This is a genomic window from Anaerostipes rhamnosivorans, assembly GCF_005280655.1.
GTDB lineage: Bacteria > Bacillota > Clostridia > Lachnospirales > Lachnospiraceae > Anaerostipes > Anaerostipes rhamnosivorans.
The window spans coordinates 3,008,324-3,026,710 of the sequence record NZ_CP040058.1 but is presented as its reverse complement, the minus strand read 5'-3'; the positions used below and the strand labels follow the sequence as shown (position 1 = coordinate 3,026,710).

The following is an 18,387-nucleotide window of genomic DNA, read 5'->3' as shown; positions in this document are numbered from 1 at the left end:
AAAATAGACGTAATGTCTGCTGGAGAATCTTGATGCAAGACAAAAGGTACCGCCTACGATAGTTTTTCTGCATTGTCGGAAGGAGGCCTTTCCAGAGTCGACTGGAGACAATGCAGAAAAACTTATGTCATGCATTAATAATGGATACCAGCTCCGCTGCCTTTTTGCTCACTTTTTCTATGGACTCAAGACTCAGCCCGATTACATTCACCTCATTATGGTTCTGTTCATAAGCCTCACCAAAGGTAGAAATAAAAGCCTTTCTCAGATCTGATCCATAATTTACTTTTAACAGATGAAACTCTCTCGCTTTCTGGATAGTCTCAAATGGGATTCCGGAACCTCCGTGCATGACAAGGGGCACAGGGGAAACCTTTGAGATTTCATCTAACAGTGGAAGATCTACTTTTGGAGTTAGATCCAGTCCATGTACATTTCCAACGGAAACTGCCAACAGGTCACATCCGGTTCTTTCCACAAAGTCTGCTACCATTCCAGGATCGGTTTTGCAGTCCGCTTCATTTACGATATCCTCTTCCTTTCCTTTCAGCGCGCCAAGCTCTGCCTCTACAGGAACACCATAGAAATGACAGTACTGCACGGCACGTTTTACCTCCTTGATATTTTCCTCGAAAGGCAGATGAGAAGCATCGATCATAATAGATGTAAAACCTGCATCCACACATGCCTTTACATGTTCATAAGACTTGCCGTGGTCTAAATGCAGACCGATGGGCACATCGCTGTCTTTCAGTGCATCACTCGTCAGATAAGTGATGGTATCGGGGCTTGACAGCCTCAGGTTATTGGAAGAAATCTGAATATATCCAGGAAGTCCTGCCTGATTTAATCCTTTGGCAATGGCATAAGTCATCTCCAGGTTGGTCGTGTTGAATGCAGGCAGAATATAGTGGTTATCTTGTGCAAAATTCATCAGGTCAAATCCATTTACAATTTTCATTTTCATATAGCGGCGGTGATAAAAAGGCCGCTTCCTCCTATCTAATCTGGAATTCGTCGTTTTTACCGTTCACCTGTACGTACTAAGCTTGATTTGATTATAACAATGAAAAAGCCCAGAATGATTTTGTTTATTGCACAAACCATCCCGCAAAGCCAGTGCAAAAATAAAGTGAAAACTGCGTAATAAATTGCGCAATCAATCATGCAAAATGTTGGCAGATCCTGCGGTAATGTTCATGCAAATGTCTGTGAAAATCACAGGATATACCGTGGTATACTTCAATTACATCAAAGGCCAGATGAAAAGGAGGTAAGAAGATGAAGGTCATTGCAGTATCCCACGGAAGCTACTCAAAAGGGCTCGTGGAAAGTACCCAGATGCTTGTCGGTGAACAAGAAAACCTGGTAGCTTATGGATTGTTTCCGGAGCAGACGGTAGCCACCTTAACGGAAAAACTGGAGGCAGAGATCGAAAAGACGGAAGAGGGGGAAGAGATCCTTTTTGTTTCTGATCTGTTCCACGGAAGCCCGTTTAATGCAATTGTTTCTTTAATGGAACATCATGATGTGTATCACGTGACAGGGATTAACCTGCCTTTAATGGTAGAAGTGATGATGGGGCGGTATGCAGGAAAAAATGCAGAGGAGATCTGTGCTGGGCTTATTGAAGCGGCACCAGGGACAGTTAAAGATGTTAGGAAATTATTTGAGGAGGTAGAGGAAGAATGAAAAATGTCGTATTAGCCAGAGTGGATGACCGGCTGATCCACGGGGAAGTTGTCTCTGTGTGGACACCCAGCTTAAATGTCAACAGGATCATCGTCGTAGACGATGAAGTTGCCGCAGATAAGTTCAACAAACGGGTCATCAAAGCACTCGCTCCAAACGGCGTCAAGGTAAATGTATATGGTACAGAAAAAGGAGCGGAGGTTCTGAAAAAAGATCCGAAGGAATCAGGAGAAAGAGTCATGATTCTTACCAAGACGCCGATCACATATGACCGGATGACAGATCTTGGATTGGAACTTAAGGATGTGAACCTAGGAGGCATGGGCCTTCGCGGGGAGAGAACGCCATTTATTAAAAATGTGGCCTGTGATCCTGATGAGATCATTTCCATCAAAAATCTTATGGCAAAAAATGTCCACGTCTACTATCAGCTGGTCCCGGAACAGCAGGTGATTGAAGTAACAGGATACTTGGATAAATAGAAGGAGGAAATATATATGGAAAAGATGACCATTATACAGGCAGTTCTGTGCGGTGTTGTATACTGGCTGGCAGTCGGCAACTTACCGTTTGTAGGCCTTTGGTCCTTACAGAGACCGCTGGTATGCGGTATGATCACTGGTTTGATCCTGGGACATCCGGTACAGGGTGCCGTGATCGGGGCAACCATCAACTTGGTGTATCTGGGCTTTATGTCTGCAGGAGGAAGTATGCCGGCGGATATGGGTCTGGCAGGAGTATTGGGAACAGCTTATGCCATCGTGGGCGGACTGGATACGGACACGGCGCTGGCGCTGGCAGTGCCTATCGGTATTCTTGGAACTATCGTCTGGGCAGGGCGTATGACCTTTGACTGCTTCTTTGTACATATCGCAGATAAATACATCGAGAAAGAGCAGTATAACAAAATATGGCGGGCCAATGTTCTGTTTCCGCAGATCATGTGTTTTATAATGACGGCAATCCCGTGTGCCCTGGCAGCTTATTTCGGATCTAACTATATTCAGGGTATTTTAAACATGCTCAGCGGAAAAGTGTTGACTGTCTTCCAGATCATCGGCGGACTGATGCCTGCACTGGGAATCGCTATCACCCTGCAGTATATTTTCAAGGGGGAATCCAAGGTATTCTTATTTGTAGGATTTTTGCTGGCTGTATATTCCAAGCTTCCGCTGCTGACCTTAGGTATCATTGCGCTGCTTGTAGCAGTTGTCTATGTTCAGGTCACCTCCGCAATGGAGCCGGCAAGAGCAGCAGTAGTAGATGATGAAGACGATGAGGAGGACGACTAAGATGGAAAATAAAAAGAAAAGTTTGATCCCAAAGGCCGCCTTGATCAAAGCCTGGTTTATTTGGGAGACATTCCCGCAGACATGCTATAACTATGAAAGAATGATGGGCCAGGTTGTTGCCCATATGTTCTCAGCCATTATCAATTTCTTATATAAAGATAACCCTTCCAAACGAAAAGAAGTCATGAAGCGGGAGATTGAATTTTTTAATGTCCATATCGAATTCGGGGCATGTATCCTTGGTATGGCAGTTGCCCTGGAAGAACAAAAGGCTATGGGCGAACAGATACCCGATGAGTTTATCACAAACTTAAAGACCTCCCTGATGGGGCCTCTGGCAGGTATGGGTGATACCATCTGGCAGGGCGTGGTGATCCCGATCCTTTTGGCAGTATGTATTGACTTAACCCGCTCTGGAAGCGGAAATATATGGGGAGCTGTGATCTATGCGGTTGTCATCATTGCCGCAGCATATGGCTTAAGCTACTGGAACTTTATGTTTGGTTATAAAGCCGGAAGTGAAGCAATCATGGATTTCCTGGAAAAAGGAATACTCAATAAGCTGATCAAAGGCGCGTCCATCATGGGCTGCATGGTAATGGGCGGACTGGTTGTAAATTATGTAAAAGCAAGCTGCGGGCTTAAGGTGGTAAGCTCCACATCCACATATGATATTCAGACCAGTTTTTTAGACGCCATCTGTCCAAGTATCCTTCCGCTGGCAGTAACTATGCTCGTTTATTATCTGATGAATAAGAGGAGATGGTCCTCTTTAAAGATCATCGGTCTGATCGTTGTAATCGGTGTTGTAGGCGGTGTCACAGGAATCCTGGCATATTAAAGGCAGACAGGAATAGAAAGTGTGAGGTAGATGAAAGCAATTATATTAAATCAGCCGAAAGATTTCTCTATTAAGGAGATCGAATTACCAGAATTAAAAGAAGATGAGGTGCTGATCAGGATCAAAGATTCTGGTATCTGCACGAACGATGTGAGGGACTTTAACGGAGACTGTAATTACAGCTATCCAAGGATCGGCGGACATGAGTACTGCGGAGTGATCGAAGAAATGGGCAGCGGAGTAAGCGGCAGGCGATTTTCTAAAGGGCAGAAGGTGGTCCAGTACATCATTGACGACTGCAAGGAATGTTTCTTCTGTAAACATGGGGAAGAAAATATCTGTGAGGAACACCCAAAAAGCAAAATCTTTACGAACCCGGACGGGTTGTCAGGTTACGGCGGATTTGCAGAATTTGTCGTAGCTAAGGCGGAAGACCTGTTTGTATACCCAGACAGCACAGACTTTGAAAAAATGGCATTCACCGAACCTTTGGCATGTGTAGTCAACAGCATTAACCGGACAGAGATTCAGTTTGGGGATGATGTGGCTGTCATCGGTGGTGGTACCATGGGGATGCTCCATGTGATGATGGCAAAATTAAAAGGAGCTAGAGTTATTCTGAGTGAACCTCTGAAGGAACGAAGAGAACGGGCTTTAACGCTTGGCTGTGACGATGTAGTGGATCCGGTAAATGAAGATGCCGTGGAGAAGGTAAAAGAGCTTACCGGAGGAAGAGGGGCCCAGGTTGTATTCAATACCACAGCAATCCCAGCCATTGCGGCTCAGGCTGTGGAGATGACGGCTCCCGGCGGAATGAGTGTCATGTTCAGCTCCATGCATCCCAATGATCCGGTGCCGGTGGATATGGGAGCCGTACATTCTTACCAGAAGACTGTGACGGGAGCTGTCAGTCCCACGATCACATCCTTTCATCAGGCAGTACAGCTGATTGGAAAAGGGCTGATTGATCCTACCGTGCTCACGGAACAGATTTATGATTACCGGGATTTTGATAAAGCCATCGCGGCTGCTATGAAGCCGGACACATATAAAGTGATTCTGAGATTTGGAGAATAGCAAATGGAACAGTATATTGGAATTGATATAGGAACTTCTTCTGCAAAACTGACGCTGATTGATGAAGCAGGGAAGATCAGAAAAGAAAGCAGCAGGGAATATGGGATCGATGAGCCTAAACCCGGATGGAAAGAGATCAATCCGGAAATCTGGATGAACGCGGCAGAGGATGCTATGAAAGAACTTCTTCTGAGAGAAGATCCGGAAAGTATCAAAGCCATTGGAGTGACAGGCCAGATGCACACGGCAGTATTTGTCGGAGGGGACGGAAGATCCATCCGTCCGGCACTGATGTGGAATGATACGAGGACAATCGATCTGGTAAAGGAACTAAAAGAAAAGATTCGTAAGGTCCCGGAAGTTTCCTATATCTCCAATATCATTTCCACTGGGAGCCCGGCAGTGAACCTGCTGTGGTTAAAGCAAAATGAACCGGAACACTTTCAGCAGATAAAGACGTTTCTGATTGGCCCGGACTATATTGTTTACCGTCTGACCGGACAATGTCAGACGGATTACTGCGAGGCATCTACATCTTCTCTTTTTGATCTGAAGGCAGGAAAATGGTCCCCAGAGATCAGGGAGATCCTGGGATTTCCAGAAGCAATCTATCCAAAAGTGAAGGGAAGCAAAGAGACAGCTGGATATGTGACGGATTCGTGGAGAAAGAAGTTTGGGTTCCGGCAGCAGGTGAGAGTGATCGTCGGAACCGGAGACAATCCGGCAGCGGCCATATCTACGGGATGCTTTTCTTACCTGTATCCGGTTCTGTCACTGGGCACATCCGGTGTCCTTATGTTCCCGAAAGAACAGATGGATTTTGAGGCAAAAGGAAAGAATATCATGTTTTCTGTGGACGGAAAGAAGATTCTGACGCTTGTCCAGGGAGTGATACAGTCATCAGGAAGTAGCTATGGATGGTGGGTGAGACAGATCCTGGGAACAAAAGATTTTTCAGCGGAGACCAGCGGGATGGATCTTGAAAAACTCGGTGAGAATGATCTGATCTTTTATCCTCACCTTGTGGGTGACAAGACCATTTATGCGGACCCTGCTTTAAGGGGAGCTATGGTCGGTATTGGGACGGAGACTACCAGGCAGGAGATGACTGCAGCGGTCATGGAAGGAATTTGTCTCGGCGTGAGACAGCTTGCTGAGGTCATGAATATTGACAGGACTGCCCTTGGGAATCTTAAGGTCACCGGAGGAGGGTCTAAAAACAGCGTTTGGATGCAAATCCTTGCGGATGTCCTGAACACGAAAGTGGAGCAGCTCAAGAATAGTGCGGGAGCGGGATACGGTGTGGCTCTCATGGCAGCTGCCAGTGACAGGACTGATGAAGACCTGGAACAGCTGATCGGCAACACAGTGGAGACGAAGAAAAGTTTTTATCCGAGAGAATACAATGCAGGTCTCTATGAGAAAAAGTATCAGAAATATACGAAACTCTATAAGGCATTGACCGAAGTATTCAGCGATTAGAAAGGGTGGTTTGAAAATGAAGACATGTGATATCTGCCATGCATCCCTGGGGATGTTCAAAAAGTTCCGTTATTCGGACGGATTTATCTGTAAAGTCTGTTATGAGAAAGCGAGCAATCATTTTACAGAAACGATCACTAACAAAAGTTTTGACGAGATCAGCAAGCTGTGTGAAAGTAAGAGAGAACTAACGGAAGATTTTGAAATCACAGGGAGAATCGGAAATTATATTTTATTTGATGAAAAGAACGGAAAAATCTGTCTTCTGAACAACCGCATGAACCAAAAACAAATTAAGGAACCGGAGTTTTATTCGCTCGATGATATCAGCGAATGCAGGATTGAGGCAGGGCCTGCAATACCTCTGGATGAATTAGACGAAAAGATCAAAAAGAAAGATGCGGGAACGGTGGACTATATGAAGGTTACGATCAGCCTGCAGGGCGGCAGGCAAAGAGAGATTCCCCTGATATCAAACCCTGTCAGAATAAAAAGTTTCGCGATGAAGCAGTCCTTTTCATTTGCAAAGCGGATTACACAGGAGATCCAAAGGCTCAAAGAGGCACCCGCCCTTAAATCATCAGGAGGAGATCATCATGAAGCAGTTTGATTTTGAGGTGCAGTCACCGGTGGGGATCCATGCACGGCCGGCTGTGCTTCTGGTGGAAAAGGCAAAGACCTATAATAGCAGGATCATAGTACAAAAGGGAGTTCTGAAAGCCAATGCCAAAAATATTATTTCTCTTCTGACATTGCGGGCACACCAAAAGGAATCGGTCACATTCGTCATCGACGGGGAGGATGAGGAAAAGGCGGCAGAGGAGCTGAAAGAGTTCTGCATTCATAACCTTTAAGCAGACAGCATCTTTATCAACGGAAACGGCACCGTTGATAAGGGTGCTGTTTTAAGTACTTTTTTGGCATAAGTTAAGCATTTATGCCAGAAAACCCCGCCAAATACTTGATAACAATTAGTCAAAGTGGTATATTAAATCTTAGTATGGAATTATATCAGTTGGGAAAATTCCCTTGCTAAGGAGGAAAAGGATGGACAACCTCGCAAAAGAGATTGAAGAGTTAAAAAGAGAAAGAAATGCGGTCTTATTGGCCCATTATTATGTAGATGATGAGGTGCAGGCGATTGCGGACTACGTGGGAGATTCCTACTATTTGGCAAAGGTGGCTTTAAAGGAGTCAAAGGATGTGATTTGTTTTGCCGGTGTCAGTTTCATGGGTGAAAGTGCTAAGATCCTGAACCCAGACCGAACAGTGATCATGCCGGACCAGCTGGCGGACTGCCCTATGGCTCATATGGTAGACTTGGACAAGATCCAGAAAGTGCGGGATGAGTACGATGACTTGGCAGTTGTCTGTTATATCAATTCCACAGCGGAGATTAAGTCTTACTCTGATGTCTGTGTGACATCTTCCAACGCTATGAAGATCGTCAGCTCACTGCCACAGAAGAATATTTTCTTTATCCCGGACGAAAACCTGGGCAGATATATCGGATCCAAGCTTCCGGAAAAGAATTTTATTTACAACGACGGCTTCTGCCATGTACATACAAGCATTACAGCGGACAATGTCAAAAGAGCCAAGGAAGCACATCCGGACGCAGAGATCCTGGTGCACCCGGAATGTACTATGGATGTTGTGGAACTGGCGGATTATGTGGGGAGCACATCCGGTATTATCGATTATGCCACAGCATCTGACGCAGATAAATTTATTATCTGTACGGAGATGGGTGTCTTATATGAGTTAAAACAAAAGAATCCGAACAAGACATTTTATTCCGTTGGACACAGACAGTTCTGCCCGAATATGAAACGAATCACGCTTGAGAATGTCAGAGATACATTGAGAGATATGAAAAATCAGGTGGAATTGGATGGGACATTGCGACTTGACGCAAAGAAAGCGTTGGATGAAATGCTGCGCATCGCTCAATAAAGAGAAAGCAGCTTTTTCGTTCAGGGGAAAGGATTAATTTTAATTATGAGATCAGCAGATGTAATTATAGTTGGAACCGGGGCAGCCGGATTGTTTCATGCCCTGTTTCTTCCTAAAGATTACAGAGTTATTATGATGACCAAAGCAGAAGTGGAGGAAAGTGATTCCTTTCTGGCCCAGGGCGGTATCTCAGCTTTGAGGGATGAAGAGGACTATGACCAATATTTCGAAGATACCATGAAGGCCGGGCATTATGAAAATGATAAAGCGGCTGTGGACAAGATGATTGTCCGCTCCAGGGAGATCATTGACGATCTGACGGCATTCGGCGTTGATTTTGACGAAAGAGACGGGGAGATTGAGTATACCAGAGAGGGAGGCCATTCGATTTTCCGCATACTCCATCATGACGATGTGACCGGAAAAGAGATCACAAGCAAGCTTTATGAGGAGGTCAAACGCCGGGACAACATTGAGATCCTGACCCACTGCACGATGATTGACCTGATCGAGTCAGAAAATGCATGCCGTGGCGTTGTCTATGTGACCCCGGAGGGGGATGTGGACTGTATTTTTGCGGGAAAAACCGTACTTGCCACCGGAGGCATGGGCGGACTGTTCAAGCATTCCACCAATTACAGACATTTGACAGCTGACGGTCTGGCCATCTGTCTGAGGCACAATGTGGAGATACAAAATATCAACTACATACAGATTCATCCCACGACCTTTTATTCGGACAAGCCTGGGAGAAGCTTTCTGATCTCAGAGTCCGTCAGAGGGGAGGGGGCCTATCTCTACAACAAAGCCGGGGAGCGTTTCATAGATGAGCTGCTTCCACGGGATATTGTGACTGCTGCCATCCGTGAGCAGATGGAAAAGGACGGCACGGACTATGTGTATTTATCCGTTACCCACCTTGACGGGGAGCGGATCAAGCAGAGGTTCCCTAATATTTATAAGCAATGTCTGGAGGAAGGCTATGATATGACAAGAGAATGCATCCCGGTCACGCCGGCCCAGCATTATTTCATGGGAGGGATCAAGGTGGATTTAAGAAGCCGTACTTCTATGGAAGATTTGTATGCAGTAGGAGAGGCCAGCTGTAACGGCGTTCACGGCAGGAACCGTCTTGCGAGCAATTCTCTGCTGGAATCTCTTGTCTTTGCGCTGGAATCCGCTGAAGATATCACAAAAGAACCAAAGAAGCCTGTAGAATGCCAGGTGGATTTAGGAATGTATCAGGATGTGTCCGGTATACAGGAAGAGAATAAGCGTCTTGTGCTGGAGGAGATTAAAAGAAAGGATGGGGATTTCTATGATAAATGGTGTAACAATGGCGGTAAACATTGACGAGTATCTGCTGAATGCGTTGAAGGAAGACATCACAGGGGAGGATGTCAGCACAAACTCCGTGATGCCGGAGCCGAAACAAGGAAAAGTAGATCTGATCTGCAAGGAAGACGGGATCGTGGCAGGACTTGAGGTGTTTCACCGTGTGTTCACCCTTCTCGACGAGAAGGTAGCGTTTGAGACGGAACTTTCAGATGGGGATGAGATCAAAAATGGCCAGCTCATGGGAACTCTCCGGGGAGATATCCGTGTCCTTCTGTCAGGAGAGAGGACAGCGCTGAATTACCTTCAGCGGATGAGCGGGATCGCTACTTTCACTAATTCTCTTGTAAAGGAACTGGAGGGATCTTCTACACAGCTTTTGGACACGAGAAAGACCACTCCAAATATGAGGCCGTTTGAAAAGTATGCGGTCACCGTAGGCGGAGGGAAAAATCACCGGTATAACCTGTCTGACGGGGTTATGTTAAAGGATAATCATATCGGCGCGGCAGGTGGCGTGCGGGAAGCTGTTTATATGGCAAGGGCATACGCTCCGTTTGTCAGAAAGATCGAAGTGGAGACAGAAGATCTTGCCATGGTTAACGATGCTTTGGAAGCCGGTGCAGATATTATCATGCTGGATAATATGTCTGATGATATGATGAAAGAGGCAGTGGAGATCATAGGAGGTCGTGCCCTTACGGAATGTTCCGGAAACGTGACAAAGGACCGGTTAAAGAAGATAAAGGAGATCGGGGTCGATTTTGTATCCTGCGGTGCACTGACACACTCCGCGCCGATTTTGGACATCTCATTAAAGAATCTGGAACCTACAGAATAAGAAACCGAAAGGTCGTAGAATCGATAAGATTTTATGGCCTTTTTTTATTCCATAGGAAAGTTCTGCGAACCTCCCTATGGAACAAAAAAGCCCTGCGGGCATTATACACACAAATGCGTGAGGAAACTATTTGACTGCGTCAAATCGCATTTGGCGCGCAAAGTGGAACAAGACCTTTATGATCGAGGGATTTAGGGAGTTGAAGCGGACTTGTCCGCTTTATTCCAGCCCTGAGTTTACTTCAAATGTACGAAGTTGACAGAAAGTATAAAAAAGTATAAAATAATAATAAATAAGAATATATAATAAAAAACAATAAAAGGAGTTTTTATGCTTTCCAAGACTGCATCTGAAATTATGAAAGTGCTGATCCATCAGGATGACGAGTTTATCACATATGAGAAAATTGCAGGATTGTTGGAAATCTCCCAGCGCAGTGTACATAATTATATGAAGGAAATAGCCGCATTCTGCGAAGAAAAAGGCTATCAGCTGATCCGGCAGAGGGGAAAGGGCGTATGTCTGAATGCTGGTCTTCACATGAAGGAACTGCAGGAGGCATTTCCGAAGGAACGGGTGTCCTGTGAGACTAGGAAATACCGCATCAGCTACATCGTGCGGACATTGATTCAAAGCGGCGAGCCGTATACGGCGGCACTGTTTGCAGAGGAACTGTTTGTATCCAAGGCTACGATCCGGACAGATATTGAAAAGGCAAACAAGGCTTTAGAGCCAGACAAAGTGTTGATCCGCCAGATCGTGGGAAAAGGGATCGAGATCAGGGGAAAAGAATTTGACTTGAGAAAGGTACTGGTGTGCAACAACCAGAAGGTCCTTGATACAACAGAGCGCAGGGAGGAGACTGCCCCGGATTACAGGATAGATCCGGGATCTTATGCAAGGCTGATGACTCAGTACAGAAAAAATAGTGTGGATAAAGTGGTCTACAGTATCCAACAGCTGGAGAGACAGATCGGTTACCAATTTAATGATTATACATTCTGTATGATCACAGAGTATGTCAGTAACCAGATGAATCGGTTGAAAGGGAAGCATTTTTTGGAGGAATCCATGGTCAACAGGCTGACACTGGTGGAGGAGATTGCTGACTGGACGGATATTTTTACAGGGATCTTAAACAGGCAGTTCCAGATGAATATAGATCCAAGAGAGGGGCTTTACCTGTATATCCTGCTTCTTGGGGCAGAGGTACAGAACAGCAGCAGGATCGTCAATAAGAAGTTTTTCATAGAAAAAGAAATCTGTATTGAGGATGTAGCCCAGAACATGATCCAGTATATTTCCTCCATTGTGGGAAGGAACTTTATAGAAGATCCGCTGCTCAGGACGAGTGTGGCTTTGTTCTTGAACAGCTCCTTTGTAAGAGTCAAGTTTGGTTTTGAGATCAAAAATCCCTTTTTGGATGAGATCAAACAGACCTATTCCGCCATTTTTTCAGCCTGTTTTACTGCCAGTAAGGAATACGAGAATCTGGTGGGGGCTTTGCCGTCAGAAGATGAGATCTCCTATATGGCCATCCTCTTCGGTGGAGCGATGGTGCCCAAAAAGAGGGATGTCAATACTGTCATCATCGGAAGCGGCGGTGTGGGAATTGCCCAGATCATTGCCAGAAAGATTGAGAATAAGATCCGGGACATCAATGTGATTTCTGTGCTGCCGGCCAATGCTGGGGTTATGATCGATGAGAGCCAGTATGATCTAGTGGTCACGACAGTTCCATCTCTGAAAGTGAAGCATCCCCATGTTGTCTATACGACTCCGGTGGTGGGAGAGCAGGATGTATACCGGATCAAAAGGCAATGCAATGAGATGAAGGCTGAAAAAAACAATCTGAAAAAGCAGTGGACCATTAAAAATCTGATGCAGGATGACCTGATTCTGATTGAATCAGATCCAATGACAAAAAAAGGTCTGCTGAAAAAAGCCTGTGATATGCTGAAGGCCGGAGGATATGTGGAGGAAGGATTCTTTGAAGACGTGCTTAGGCGGGAATCCATCAGTGCCTCTGTTCTCGGAGGAGGAGTGGCTGTTCCCCATGGAATGGCAAATCTTGTGAAAAAGCCTGCGGTTGTTATCATAAAGACGGATCAGAAAGTGGAGTGGGAAGAGGGCAGTGTGGATGTGATCTTTTTGCTGGCGCTGAATTTTGAAGACATTCAGTCAACTAGAGCATTTTTTGCGTCATTTTATGAGATGACTATGGAAAAAAACTCTGCAAACCTTATACGGAAGGCAAAAAATAAAGAAGAGATTAAAAATGTGATTATGATGAACTCAGATTGAAGGAGCCTGATATTTAACACTGAGAAAAAAGCTGCGGCAGACGTACCGCAGCTTTTTTTATTCCATAGGAAAGTTTTCCCTATGGAACAAAAAAGCCCTCCGGGCATGATGTGCACAAAGTTGTCGAGCCCTTCATGAATAGGGATATGATGTGGGCCTGTCCGCTTTGTCCTAGTTTTAGATTTACATTAGTATTACTGCAAAAAATGCATTTGTATGGCCAAGGTGTCCTCTTTTTGCAGAAAGCCAACGGCAAAAAGAGAAGAAAGAACCTATTGAATAATGGGATAAATAAATATAGAATAATATTAAACAAAGATAAACAATAAAAGAAAGGATTAGTATGAGACAGGCAGAAGAAAAACAAATTATGGTGTCTGCATCGGTTTCCTGTATGGACCTATGCCGTCTTGGAGAGGCGGTGAAAGAGGCAGAACAGTCAGATATCTCATTTTTTCATTTTGATATGGTAGACGGACGGTTTAATAAGTGCTTTATATTATCTGAGACTCTTCTGGAGCACATGAGGAAAGCGGCAGATCTCCCGATCGAAGCGCATCTGGCGGCTTATGAACCGGAGTGCTACATTGACTTATATGCCAGAGCCGGAGCTGATTATATTGCAGTGCACTATGAGGCCATGGAAGATCCGTTCAAGGTGTTTGAACAGATCAGAAAGGCAGGATGTAAGCCAGTGCTGGCATACAAGGCATCAACACCGCCGGGAGGGGATTTTGTACAGCTGGCGGCAGAGGTGCCGTGGATCTTAAAGCTTACGGTAAACCCAGGATTTTCAGGGCAGAAAATGCAGGAAGGCGCCATAAAACATATCCGTAGGATGAGGGAACTGCTAGACGATGCCGGACTGAAGACAAAGATACAGGCGGACGGCAATATCAATCAGGAGACAATACCGAAAGTGGTAAAAGCGGGAGCCGACATTTTGACCGGTGGGACATCGGGATTATTCTTACAAGGCAAAACAGTAAAACAGTGCTGCGGGGAAATGCTTGAAGCGGCAGAAAGGGCGAAAGGGGAATCAACAGATGGAACTAATGAATGAAGGACTGGTGGTATTGGACTTGGAAGCGGGCTCTAAGGAGGAAGTTGTAGAAAAAATCGCCGGCGTTATGGATAAGCAGGGAAGGCTGGAAGACAAAGAGGGATATGTGGCTGATGTTTTAAAAAGAGAGGAGGGAGCACCCACAAGTATTGGATTTCTCATCGCCACACCTCATGCAAAATCTGTCCATGTGAAGGAACCCTCACTGGCCTTTGCAAGGCTTCTGGAACCGGTACAGTGGGCTGACGAGAAAGTGCAGATCGTATTCCAGATCGCTGTGCCCGATCCGGGGCAGGGAGAGAAGCATCTGGAGATCCTGGCGAAGATCTCCAGAAAGATCATCCATGATGACTTCAGAGAGGGACTTCAAAGAGCGACAGATGAAAAAGAAGTGTTGGAACTGGTTTTATAAAAAAGGAGAGAGAAGATGAATGAGTTTGTAGGTATTTTCAAAGATACGAGAAAACACCTGATGAATGGTGTGTCCCATATGATTCCATTTGTGGTGACAGGGGGAATCCTTATGGCTGTGGCAGTCATGGCATATGGGCAGGGAGGTGTTCCTCCGGAGGGAACATGGATGGCAACTCTGTGGACCTTCGGATCTACTGCGCTGAATTTGATGGTTCCGGTGCTGTCCGCGTATATTGCAGCGTCCATTGCAGACAGAGCAGGTATTTGCCCGGGCTTTGTAGGCGGTATGATTTCTATCAATGTGGGGGCCGGTTTTCTGGGCGGTATTGTCACAGGGCTGCTGGGAGGCGTTGTATGTTATTATTTAAAGAAGATCAAGGTTCCGAAAGCACTCAGTTCTATCATGCCTATCATGATCATACCGATTGTAGGATCTCTGGTAACGATGGGATTTATGCAGTATATTTTAGGGGCGCCCATTGCCGGCATTATGAGTGGTATGACAAAGGTGATGGAACATTTGGGCAACGGCAACAAGGTGATCCTGGGTGCTGTCTGCGGGCTTCTGGCAGGCTTTGATTTTGGGGGACCTTTTAACAAAGTTGCATATACCTTCGGTGTGGCCACTGTAAGTGCCGGAGTTTATACATACGCAGGGCCGATGGCGGTCACGATGACAGCGCCGCCCCTTGGATGTGCACTGGCGGCGTTTCTGGCAAAGAAAAAATTTACACAGGAAGAGAGAGAAGCGGCAAAGAGTGCCATTGCCATGGGATGTGTAGGCATTACGGAAGGAGCCATTCCCTTTGCGGCAAATGACCCTCTGCGCGTGATTCCGTCCACGATGATCGGCGCCGCTGTGGGAGGAGCTGTGGGGTATCTGTTCAATATTACCAATCCTGTGGCCTGGTCCGGGCTGATCATGCTCCCTGTATTGGGCAATCCCATCGGATTCCTTGTTTCCCTGGCCGCGGCTGTAGGGGTAACGGCAGGACTGATGATCCTTCTGAAAAAGGATATCACAGAAAATGTAGCAGATACAGACGGAGAAGATCTGGAGATTGATCTTTCCTTTGAATAAGTCTTAGAAGATACAGTTATAAGGAGGTACACAGAATGAAATTTTTAGCAGTAACAGCATGCCCATCCGGGGTGGCACATACCTATATGTCAGCGGAGGCATTGGAAAAGGCGGCGAAAAACCATGGGATCGAGATCAAAGTGGAAACACAGGGTTCCATCGGGATTGAAAACCAGATCAAGGCGGAGGATCTTTTGGGGGCGGACGCAGTCATCCTTACAAAAGATATGCCTATCAAGGACGAAGGACGTTTTGACGGTATCCCGAAGGTAAGAGTTGGTGTCAGCGATGCCGTAAAAAAGGCGGAAGCGATTATAGTAAAGCTGGAGAAAATGGTAAAAGAACTATGATGATCCCAGAGGGGCTGTCATACTCAGAAATGATTCAAAGATGAACTTCAATAGATAGAGAATTACTCACGAGAGGGGTAATTACAGCCCTATTCAAATAGGCATATTGTACTAAACAAGGGAGCCACAAGCGGGCTCCCTTGTTTATTCATTTATTTATATCCGACTTTCTCCTGTACTTGTGAATCCTTATTTTTTACATATAAAACGGAATAAGGCTTGAAAAATAATAATAAATAATATATAATAATAAAAAACAATAAAGCATAGCAATCTATAAACTATCCAAGAAAGGAGCAGCGGATGAAAGAAGTTTTTCAGACTGAGAGAGTAAAGTATTTAAAAGATAAAATGTTGTCAGAACCCAGATATGCGTCCATTGAACAGGCATTGATCATCACGGAGTGCTATAAACAAAATGAGGAGAAACCAAGAATCATTCAGAGGGCATTGGCGTTAAAGGCCTCATTGGAGAACATAGGGATCAGCGCAGAGCCGGAGGAGCTTATTGTAGGAAACAGGACAGCCGGGGTGCGCTATGGTGTTGTATTTCCGGAGAGCGGCAGCACATGGGTGGACCGGGAGTTTGAAACTCTGCCCACAAGACCCCAGGATAAATTCAACGTTCATTCTGAGGATATCGAAACTTTCAGGAACGTGATTAAACCGTACTGGGAAGGGAAATCCCTGGAGGATGTGCTGAACAGACGATACGGGAAAGAAATCGACGAGATCGCAAAGGTGGTAAAGATCAACCAGAAGGATCATGCACAGGGGCATATCTGTCCCAACTGTATAGAATGGCTCAATCTGGGACCGGCAGGACTTAAAGAACAGGCCAGGGAAAAGCTTAAAACATGCAGTGAAGGGCAAAGGGATTTCTATGAGAGCGTGATCCTTGTGATGGAAGGTGTTCAAAACTTTATGGTCCGGTATCATGACTTGATCATGTCCATGGCAGAGAAGGAGCAGAACGAGGAAAAAAAGAAGTCCATGATCCAGGTGGCAGCAAATTGTAAGGAGCTTAGCAAACGCCCGGCAGAGACTTTTCATGAGGCAGTCCAGTCCATCTGGTTTTTATTTGTGGTTCTTCAAATGGAATCCAATGCATCCTCCTTTTCCCCGGGACGTCTGGACCGCCACCTGATTCAGTACTATGAAAAAGATGTAAAGGAAGGAAGGCTTGACAGGCAGGCTGCCCTGGAGATCATCGAATGTATGTGGCTGAAGTTCAATGAGATTGTGTATATGAGAAACTCCCACGGTGCGAAATACTTCGCAGGCTTTCCTATCGGATTTAATATTGCTGTAGGCGGACAGGATGAGGAAGGAAACGATTACTCTAATGATCTTTCATTTTTATTTCTTGAGGCACAGAGGCACCTAGGACTGCCACAGCCCAACCTCTCAGTGAGACTTCACGAGGGCACCAGGGATGAACTGCTTCATGAGGCAGTTCGGGTCGTTGCAAAAGGAAGCGGTATGCCGCAGTTTTTCAACGACAAGGCGGTGATCCCATCTATCATGGAACTGGGGATCGAAGAAAAGGATGCCATGGACTATGCCATCGTAGGCTGTGTGGAACTGACTACCCAGGGAAATAATCTGGGCTGGAGTGACTCAGCTATGTTCAACCTGAATAAGGCGCTGGAGGTCACACTGACCGGAGGAGTCTGTCTTTTGACGGGAGAGAGAATTGCTCCTGATTTCGGAAGTCTTAAAAGCTATGAGACTTTTGGACAGCTGGAGCAGGCATTTCAAAAGCAGATCGACTACTTCATGGATAAGATGATCCTGGCCTGCGAGGAAGTGGAAAAGGCCCACATTGACCTGCTGCCATCCCCGTTCTTGTCAGCGTCCATTGACGACTGTATGGAAAAAGGAATGGATGTGACCGCAGGAGGGGCCAAGTACAATTTGTCCGGGATCCAGATGATCCAGGTGGCAAACCTTGCAGACAGTCTGGCAGCAATAAAGCAATTGGTTTACGATGAGAAAAGGGTTTCACGGGAAGAAATGCTGGACGCGTTAAAGAAGGATTTTGAGGGTTATGAGATCCTGCGCACTATGATGTTAAATAAGGTTCCAAAGTATGGAAACGACGTGGACTGGGTGGATGCTATGGGTACCAAATGGGCAGATTATTTCAAAAACCGTCTGAGGACCTTTACCAACTATCGGGGAGGCCCATACCACACAGGGATGTATACAGTGTCAGCACACGTTCCTATGGGAGAAAATGTGGGGGCCACACCGGACGGCCGCCACGCAGGGGAACCTCTTGCGGACGGCGGTATGTCACCAGTCTACGGAAGAGACATCAAGGGACCTACGGCAGTCCTGAAATCTGTCTCAAAGCTGGATAAGACCCTGACCACTAACGGCGGTCTGCTGAACATGAAGTTCCTCCCTGAATTTTTTCACAATGAGACCGGGGTTAAAAAGTTCGGAAGTTTCCTGAGAAGTTTTGTGGATCTGGAGATACCGCATATCCAGTTTAACGTGGTGAGAAAGGAGGACCTCATTGCCGCCAAGGAAAACCCGGAACAGTACCGGGGACTGACTGTGAGGGTGGCAGGCTATACGGCATATTTTACGGAATTAGCTGATGAACTGCAAAATGAGATCATCGCCCGCACAAGCTATGGAGACATCTGAT

The 18,387-nt window shown here is 45.9% G+C and carries 18 protein-coding genes; 17 read left to right on the top strand and 1 reads right to left on the bottom strand.

Features of this window, described 5'->3' with window-relative positions; all coding sequences use genetic code 11:
• Positions 1–127 precede the first annotated feature (127 nt).
• Positions 128–934, bottom strand: a complete 807-nt coding sequence (locus tag AR1Y2_RS14950) for a class II aldolase (RefSeq protein ID WP_243118775.1) — start codon at positions 932–934, stop codon at positions 128–130.
• Between the two features lie 347 nt (positions 935–1,281).
• Here AR1Y2_RS14950 and AR1Y2_RS14945 point away from each other — a divergent pair, with 347 nt between their 5' ends.
• The 17 genes from AR1Y2_RS14945 to AR1Y2_RS14865 all read left to right on the top strand — a co-directional run bounded on the left by AR1Y2_RS14945 (position 1,282) and on the right by AR1Y2_RS14865 (position 18,386).
• Positions 1,282–1,692 carry a PTS sugar transporter subunit IIA gene (locus AR1Y2_RS14945; protein WP_137329689.1) on the top strand — a complete coding sequence of 137 codons (411 nt, stop codon included), beginning with the start codon at positions 1,282–1,284 and terminating at the stop codon, positions 1,690–1,692.
• Positions 1,689–2,174: a PTS sugar transporter subunit IIB gene (locus tag AR1Y2_RS14940; protein ID WP_137329688.1), complete on the top strand. Its 486-nt coding sequence runs from the start codon at positions 1,689–1,691 to the stop codon at positions 2,172–2,174. Before AR1Y2_RS14945 ends, AR1Y2_RS14940 begins: the two co-directional genes overlap by 4 nt.
• 15 nt (positions 2,175–2,189) lie before the next feature.
• Positions 2,190–2,984, top strand: coding sequence for a PTS mannose/fructose/sorbose/N-acetylgalactosamine transporter subunit IIC (locus tag AR1Y2_RS14935; RefSeq protein WP_137329687.1), 795 nt, complete (start codon positions 2,190–2,192; stop codon positions 2,982–2,984).
• Between the two features lies 1 nt (position 2,985).
• Positions 2,986–3,825: a PTS system mannose/fructose/sorbose family transporter subunit IID gene (locus AR1Y2_RS14930; RefSeq protein ID WP_137329686.1), complete on the top strand. Its 840-nt coding sequence runs from the start codon at positions 2,986–2,988 to the stop codon at positions 3,823–3,825.
• A 30-nt stretch (positions 3,826–3,855) separates the two neighbouring features.
• The gene (locus tag AR1Y2_RS14925; protein WP_137329685.1) at positions 3,856–4,902 is read left to right on the top strand and encodes a zinc-dependent alcohol dehydrogenase; all 1,047 of its coding nucleotides are present in this window, start codon (positions 3,856–3,858) and stop codon (positions 4,900–4,902) included.
• A 3-nt stretch (positions 4,903–4,905) separates the two neighbouring features.
• Positions 4,906–6,384 (top strand): xylulokinase, encoded by a 1,479-nt coding sequence (locus AR1Y2_RS14920; protein ID WP_137329684.1) that lies wholly within the window; start codon positions 4,906–4,908, stop codon positions 6,382–6,384.
• 16 nt (positions 6,385–6,400) lie between these two features.
• Positions 6,401–6,994: a DUF4428 domain-containing protein gene (locus tag AR1Y2_RS14915; RefSeq protein ID WP_137329683.1), complete on the top strand. Its 594-nt coding sequence runs from the start codon at positions 6,401–6,403 to the stop codon at positions 6,992–6,994.
• Complete coding sequence (locus tag AR1Y2_RS14910; protein ID WP_137329682.1) at positions 6,981–7,238, top strand: HPr family phosphocarrier protein; 258 nt, start codon at positions 6,981–6,983, stop codon at positions 7,236–7,238. Before AR1Y2_RS14915 ends, AR1Y2_RS14910 begins: the two co-directional genes overlap by 14 nt.
• A 193-nt stretch (positions 7,239–7,431) precedes the next feature.
• A complete protein-coding gene (gene nadA, locus AR1Y2_RS14905; RefSeq protein WP_137329681.1) occupies positions 7,432–8,340 on the top strand; it encodes a quinolinate synthase NadA in 909 nt (302 codons plus the stop codon).
• A gap of 45 nt (positions 8,341–8,385) precedes the next feature.
• Positions 8,386–9,693 carry an L-aspartate oxidase gene (locus tag AR1Y2_RS14900; protein WP_137329680.1) on the top strand — a complete coding sequence of 436 codons (1,308 nt, stop codon included), beginning with the start codon at positions 8,386–8,388 and terminating at the stop codon, positions 9,691–9,693.
• Positions 9,662–10,516, top strand: coding sequence for a carboxylating nicotinate-nucleotide diphosphorylase (gene nadC, locus AR1Y2_RS14895; protein ID WP_282432147.1), 855 nt, complete (start codon positions 9,662–9,664; stop codon positions 10,514–10,516). Before AR1Y2_RS14900 ends, nadC begins: the two co-directional genes overlap by 32 nt.
• A gap of 330 nt (positions 10,517–10,846) precedes the next feature.
• On the top strand, positions 10,847–12,820 hold the full coding sequence (locus AR1Y2_RS14890; RefSeq protein WP_137329679.1) for a BglG family transcription antiterminator: 1,974 nt from the start codon (positions 10,847–10,849) through the stop codon (positions 12,818–12,820).
• Positions 12,821–13,163: 343 nt separating this feature from the next.
• Positions 13,164–13,883: a ribulose-phosphate 3-epimerase gene (locus AR1Y2_RS14885; protein ID WP_137329678.1), complete on the top strand. Its 720-nt coding sequence runs from the start codon at positions 13,164–13,166 to the stop codon at positions 13,881–13,883.
• Positions 13,867–14,295, top strand: coding sequence for a PTS sugar transporter subunit IIA (locus AR1Y2_RS14880; protein WP_137329677.1), 429 nt, complete (start codon positions 13,867–13,869; stop codon positions 14,293–14,295). The genes AR1Y2_RS14885 and AR1Y2_RS14880 overlap by 17 nt, the downstream gene beginning before the upstream one ends.
• 15 nt (positions 14,296–14,310) lie before the next feature.
• Positions 14,311–15,378, top strand: coding sequence for a PTS fructose transporter subunit IIC (locus AR1Y2_RS14875; RefSeq protein ID WP_137329676.1), 1,068 nt, complete (start codon positions 14,311–14,313; stop codon positions 15,376–15,378).
• Between the two features lie 35 nt (positions 15,379–15,413).
• Complete coding sequence (locus AR1Y2_RS14870; protein ID WP_137329675.1) at positions 15,414–15,728, top strand: PTS fructose-like transporter subunit IIB; 315 nt, start codon at positions 15,414–15,416, stop codon at positions 15,726–15,728.
• A gap of 303 nt (positions 15,729–16,031) precedes the next feature.
• Complete coding sequence (locus AR1Y2_RS14865; RefSeq protein ID WP_137329674.1) at positions 16,032–18,386, top strand: glycyl radical protein; 2,355 nt, start codon at positions 16,032–16,034, stop codon at positions 18,384–18,386.
• Position 18,387: the final 1 nt, after the last annotated feature.

Bases quoted from the DNA above. Each gene is read 5' to 3' on its own strand.
- AR1Y2_RS14950 (WP_243118775.1), bottom strand. From the start codon at position 934: ATGAATTTTGCACAAGATAACCACTATATTCTGCCTGCATTCAACACG.
- AR1Y2_RS14945 (WP_137329689.1), top strand. From the start codon at position 1,282: ATGAAGGTCATTGCAGTATCCCACGGAAGCTACTCAAAAGGGCTCGTG.
- AR1Y2_RS14940 (WP_137329688.1), top strand. From the start codon at position 1,689: ATGAAAAATGTCGTATTAGCCAGAGTGGATGACCGGCTGATCCACGGG.
- AR1Y2_RS14935 (WP_137329687.1), top strand. From the start codon at position 2,190: ATGGAAAAGATGACCATTATACAGGCAGTTCTGTGCGGTGTTGTATAC.
- AR1Y2_RS14930 (WP_137329686.1), top strand. From the start codon at position 2,986: ATGGAAAATAAAAAGAAAAGTTTGATCCCAAAGGCCGCCTTGATCAAA.
- AR1Y2_RS14925 (WP_137329685.1), top strand. From the start codon at position 3,856: ATGAAAGCAATTATATTAAATCAGCCGAAAGATTTCTCTATTAAGGAG.
- AR1Y2_RS14920 (WP_137329684.1), top strand. From the start codon at position 4,906: ATGGAACAGTATATTGGAATTGATATAGGAACTTCTTCTGCAAAACTG.
- AR1Y2_RS14915 (WP_137329683.1), top strand. From the start codon at position 6,401: ATGAAGACATGTGATATCTGCCATGCATCCCTGGGGATGTTCAAAAAG.
- AR1Y2_RS14910 (WP_137329682.1), top strand. From the start codon at position 6,981: ATGAAGCAGTTTGATTTTGAGGTGCAGTCACCGGTGGGGATCCATGCA.
- nadA (WP_137329681.1), top strand. From the start codon at position 7,432: ATGGACAACCTCGCAAAAGAGATTGAAGAGTTAAAAAGAGAAAGAAAT.
- AR1Y2_RS14900 (WP_137329680.1), top strand. From the start codon at position 8,386: ATGAGATCAGCAGATGTAATTATAGTTGGAACCGGGGCAGCCGGATTG.
- AR1Y2_RS14890 (WP_137329679.1), top strand. From the start codon at position 10,847: ATGCTTTCCAAGACTGCATCTGAAATTATGAAAGTGCTGATCCATCAG.
- AR1Y2_RS14885 (WP_137329678.1), top strand. From the start codon at position 13,164: ATGAGACAGGCAGAAGAAAAACAAATTATGGTGTCTGCATCGGTTTCC.
- AR1Y2_RS14880 (WP_137329677.1), top strand. From the start codon at position 13,867: ATGGAACTAATGAATGAAGGACTGGTGGTATTGGACTTGGAAGCGGGC.
- AR1Y2_RS14875 (WP_137329676.1), top strand. From the start codon at position 14,311: ATGAATGAGTTTGTAGGTATTTTCAAAGATACGAGAAAACACCTGATG.
- AR1Y2_RS14870 (WP_137329675.1), top strand. From the start codon at position 15,414: ATGAAATTTTTAGCAGTAACAGCATGCCCATCCGGGGTGGCACATACC.
- AR1Y2_RS14865 (WP_137329674.1), top strand. From the start codon at position 16,032: ATGAAAGAAGTTTTTCAGACTGAGAGAGTAAAGTATTTAAAAGATAAA.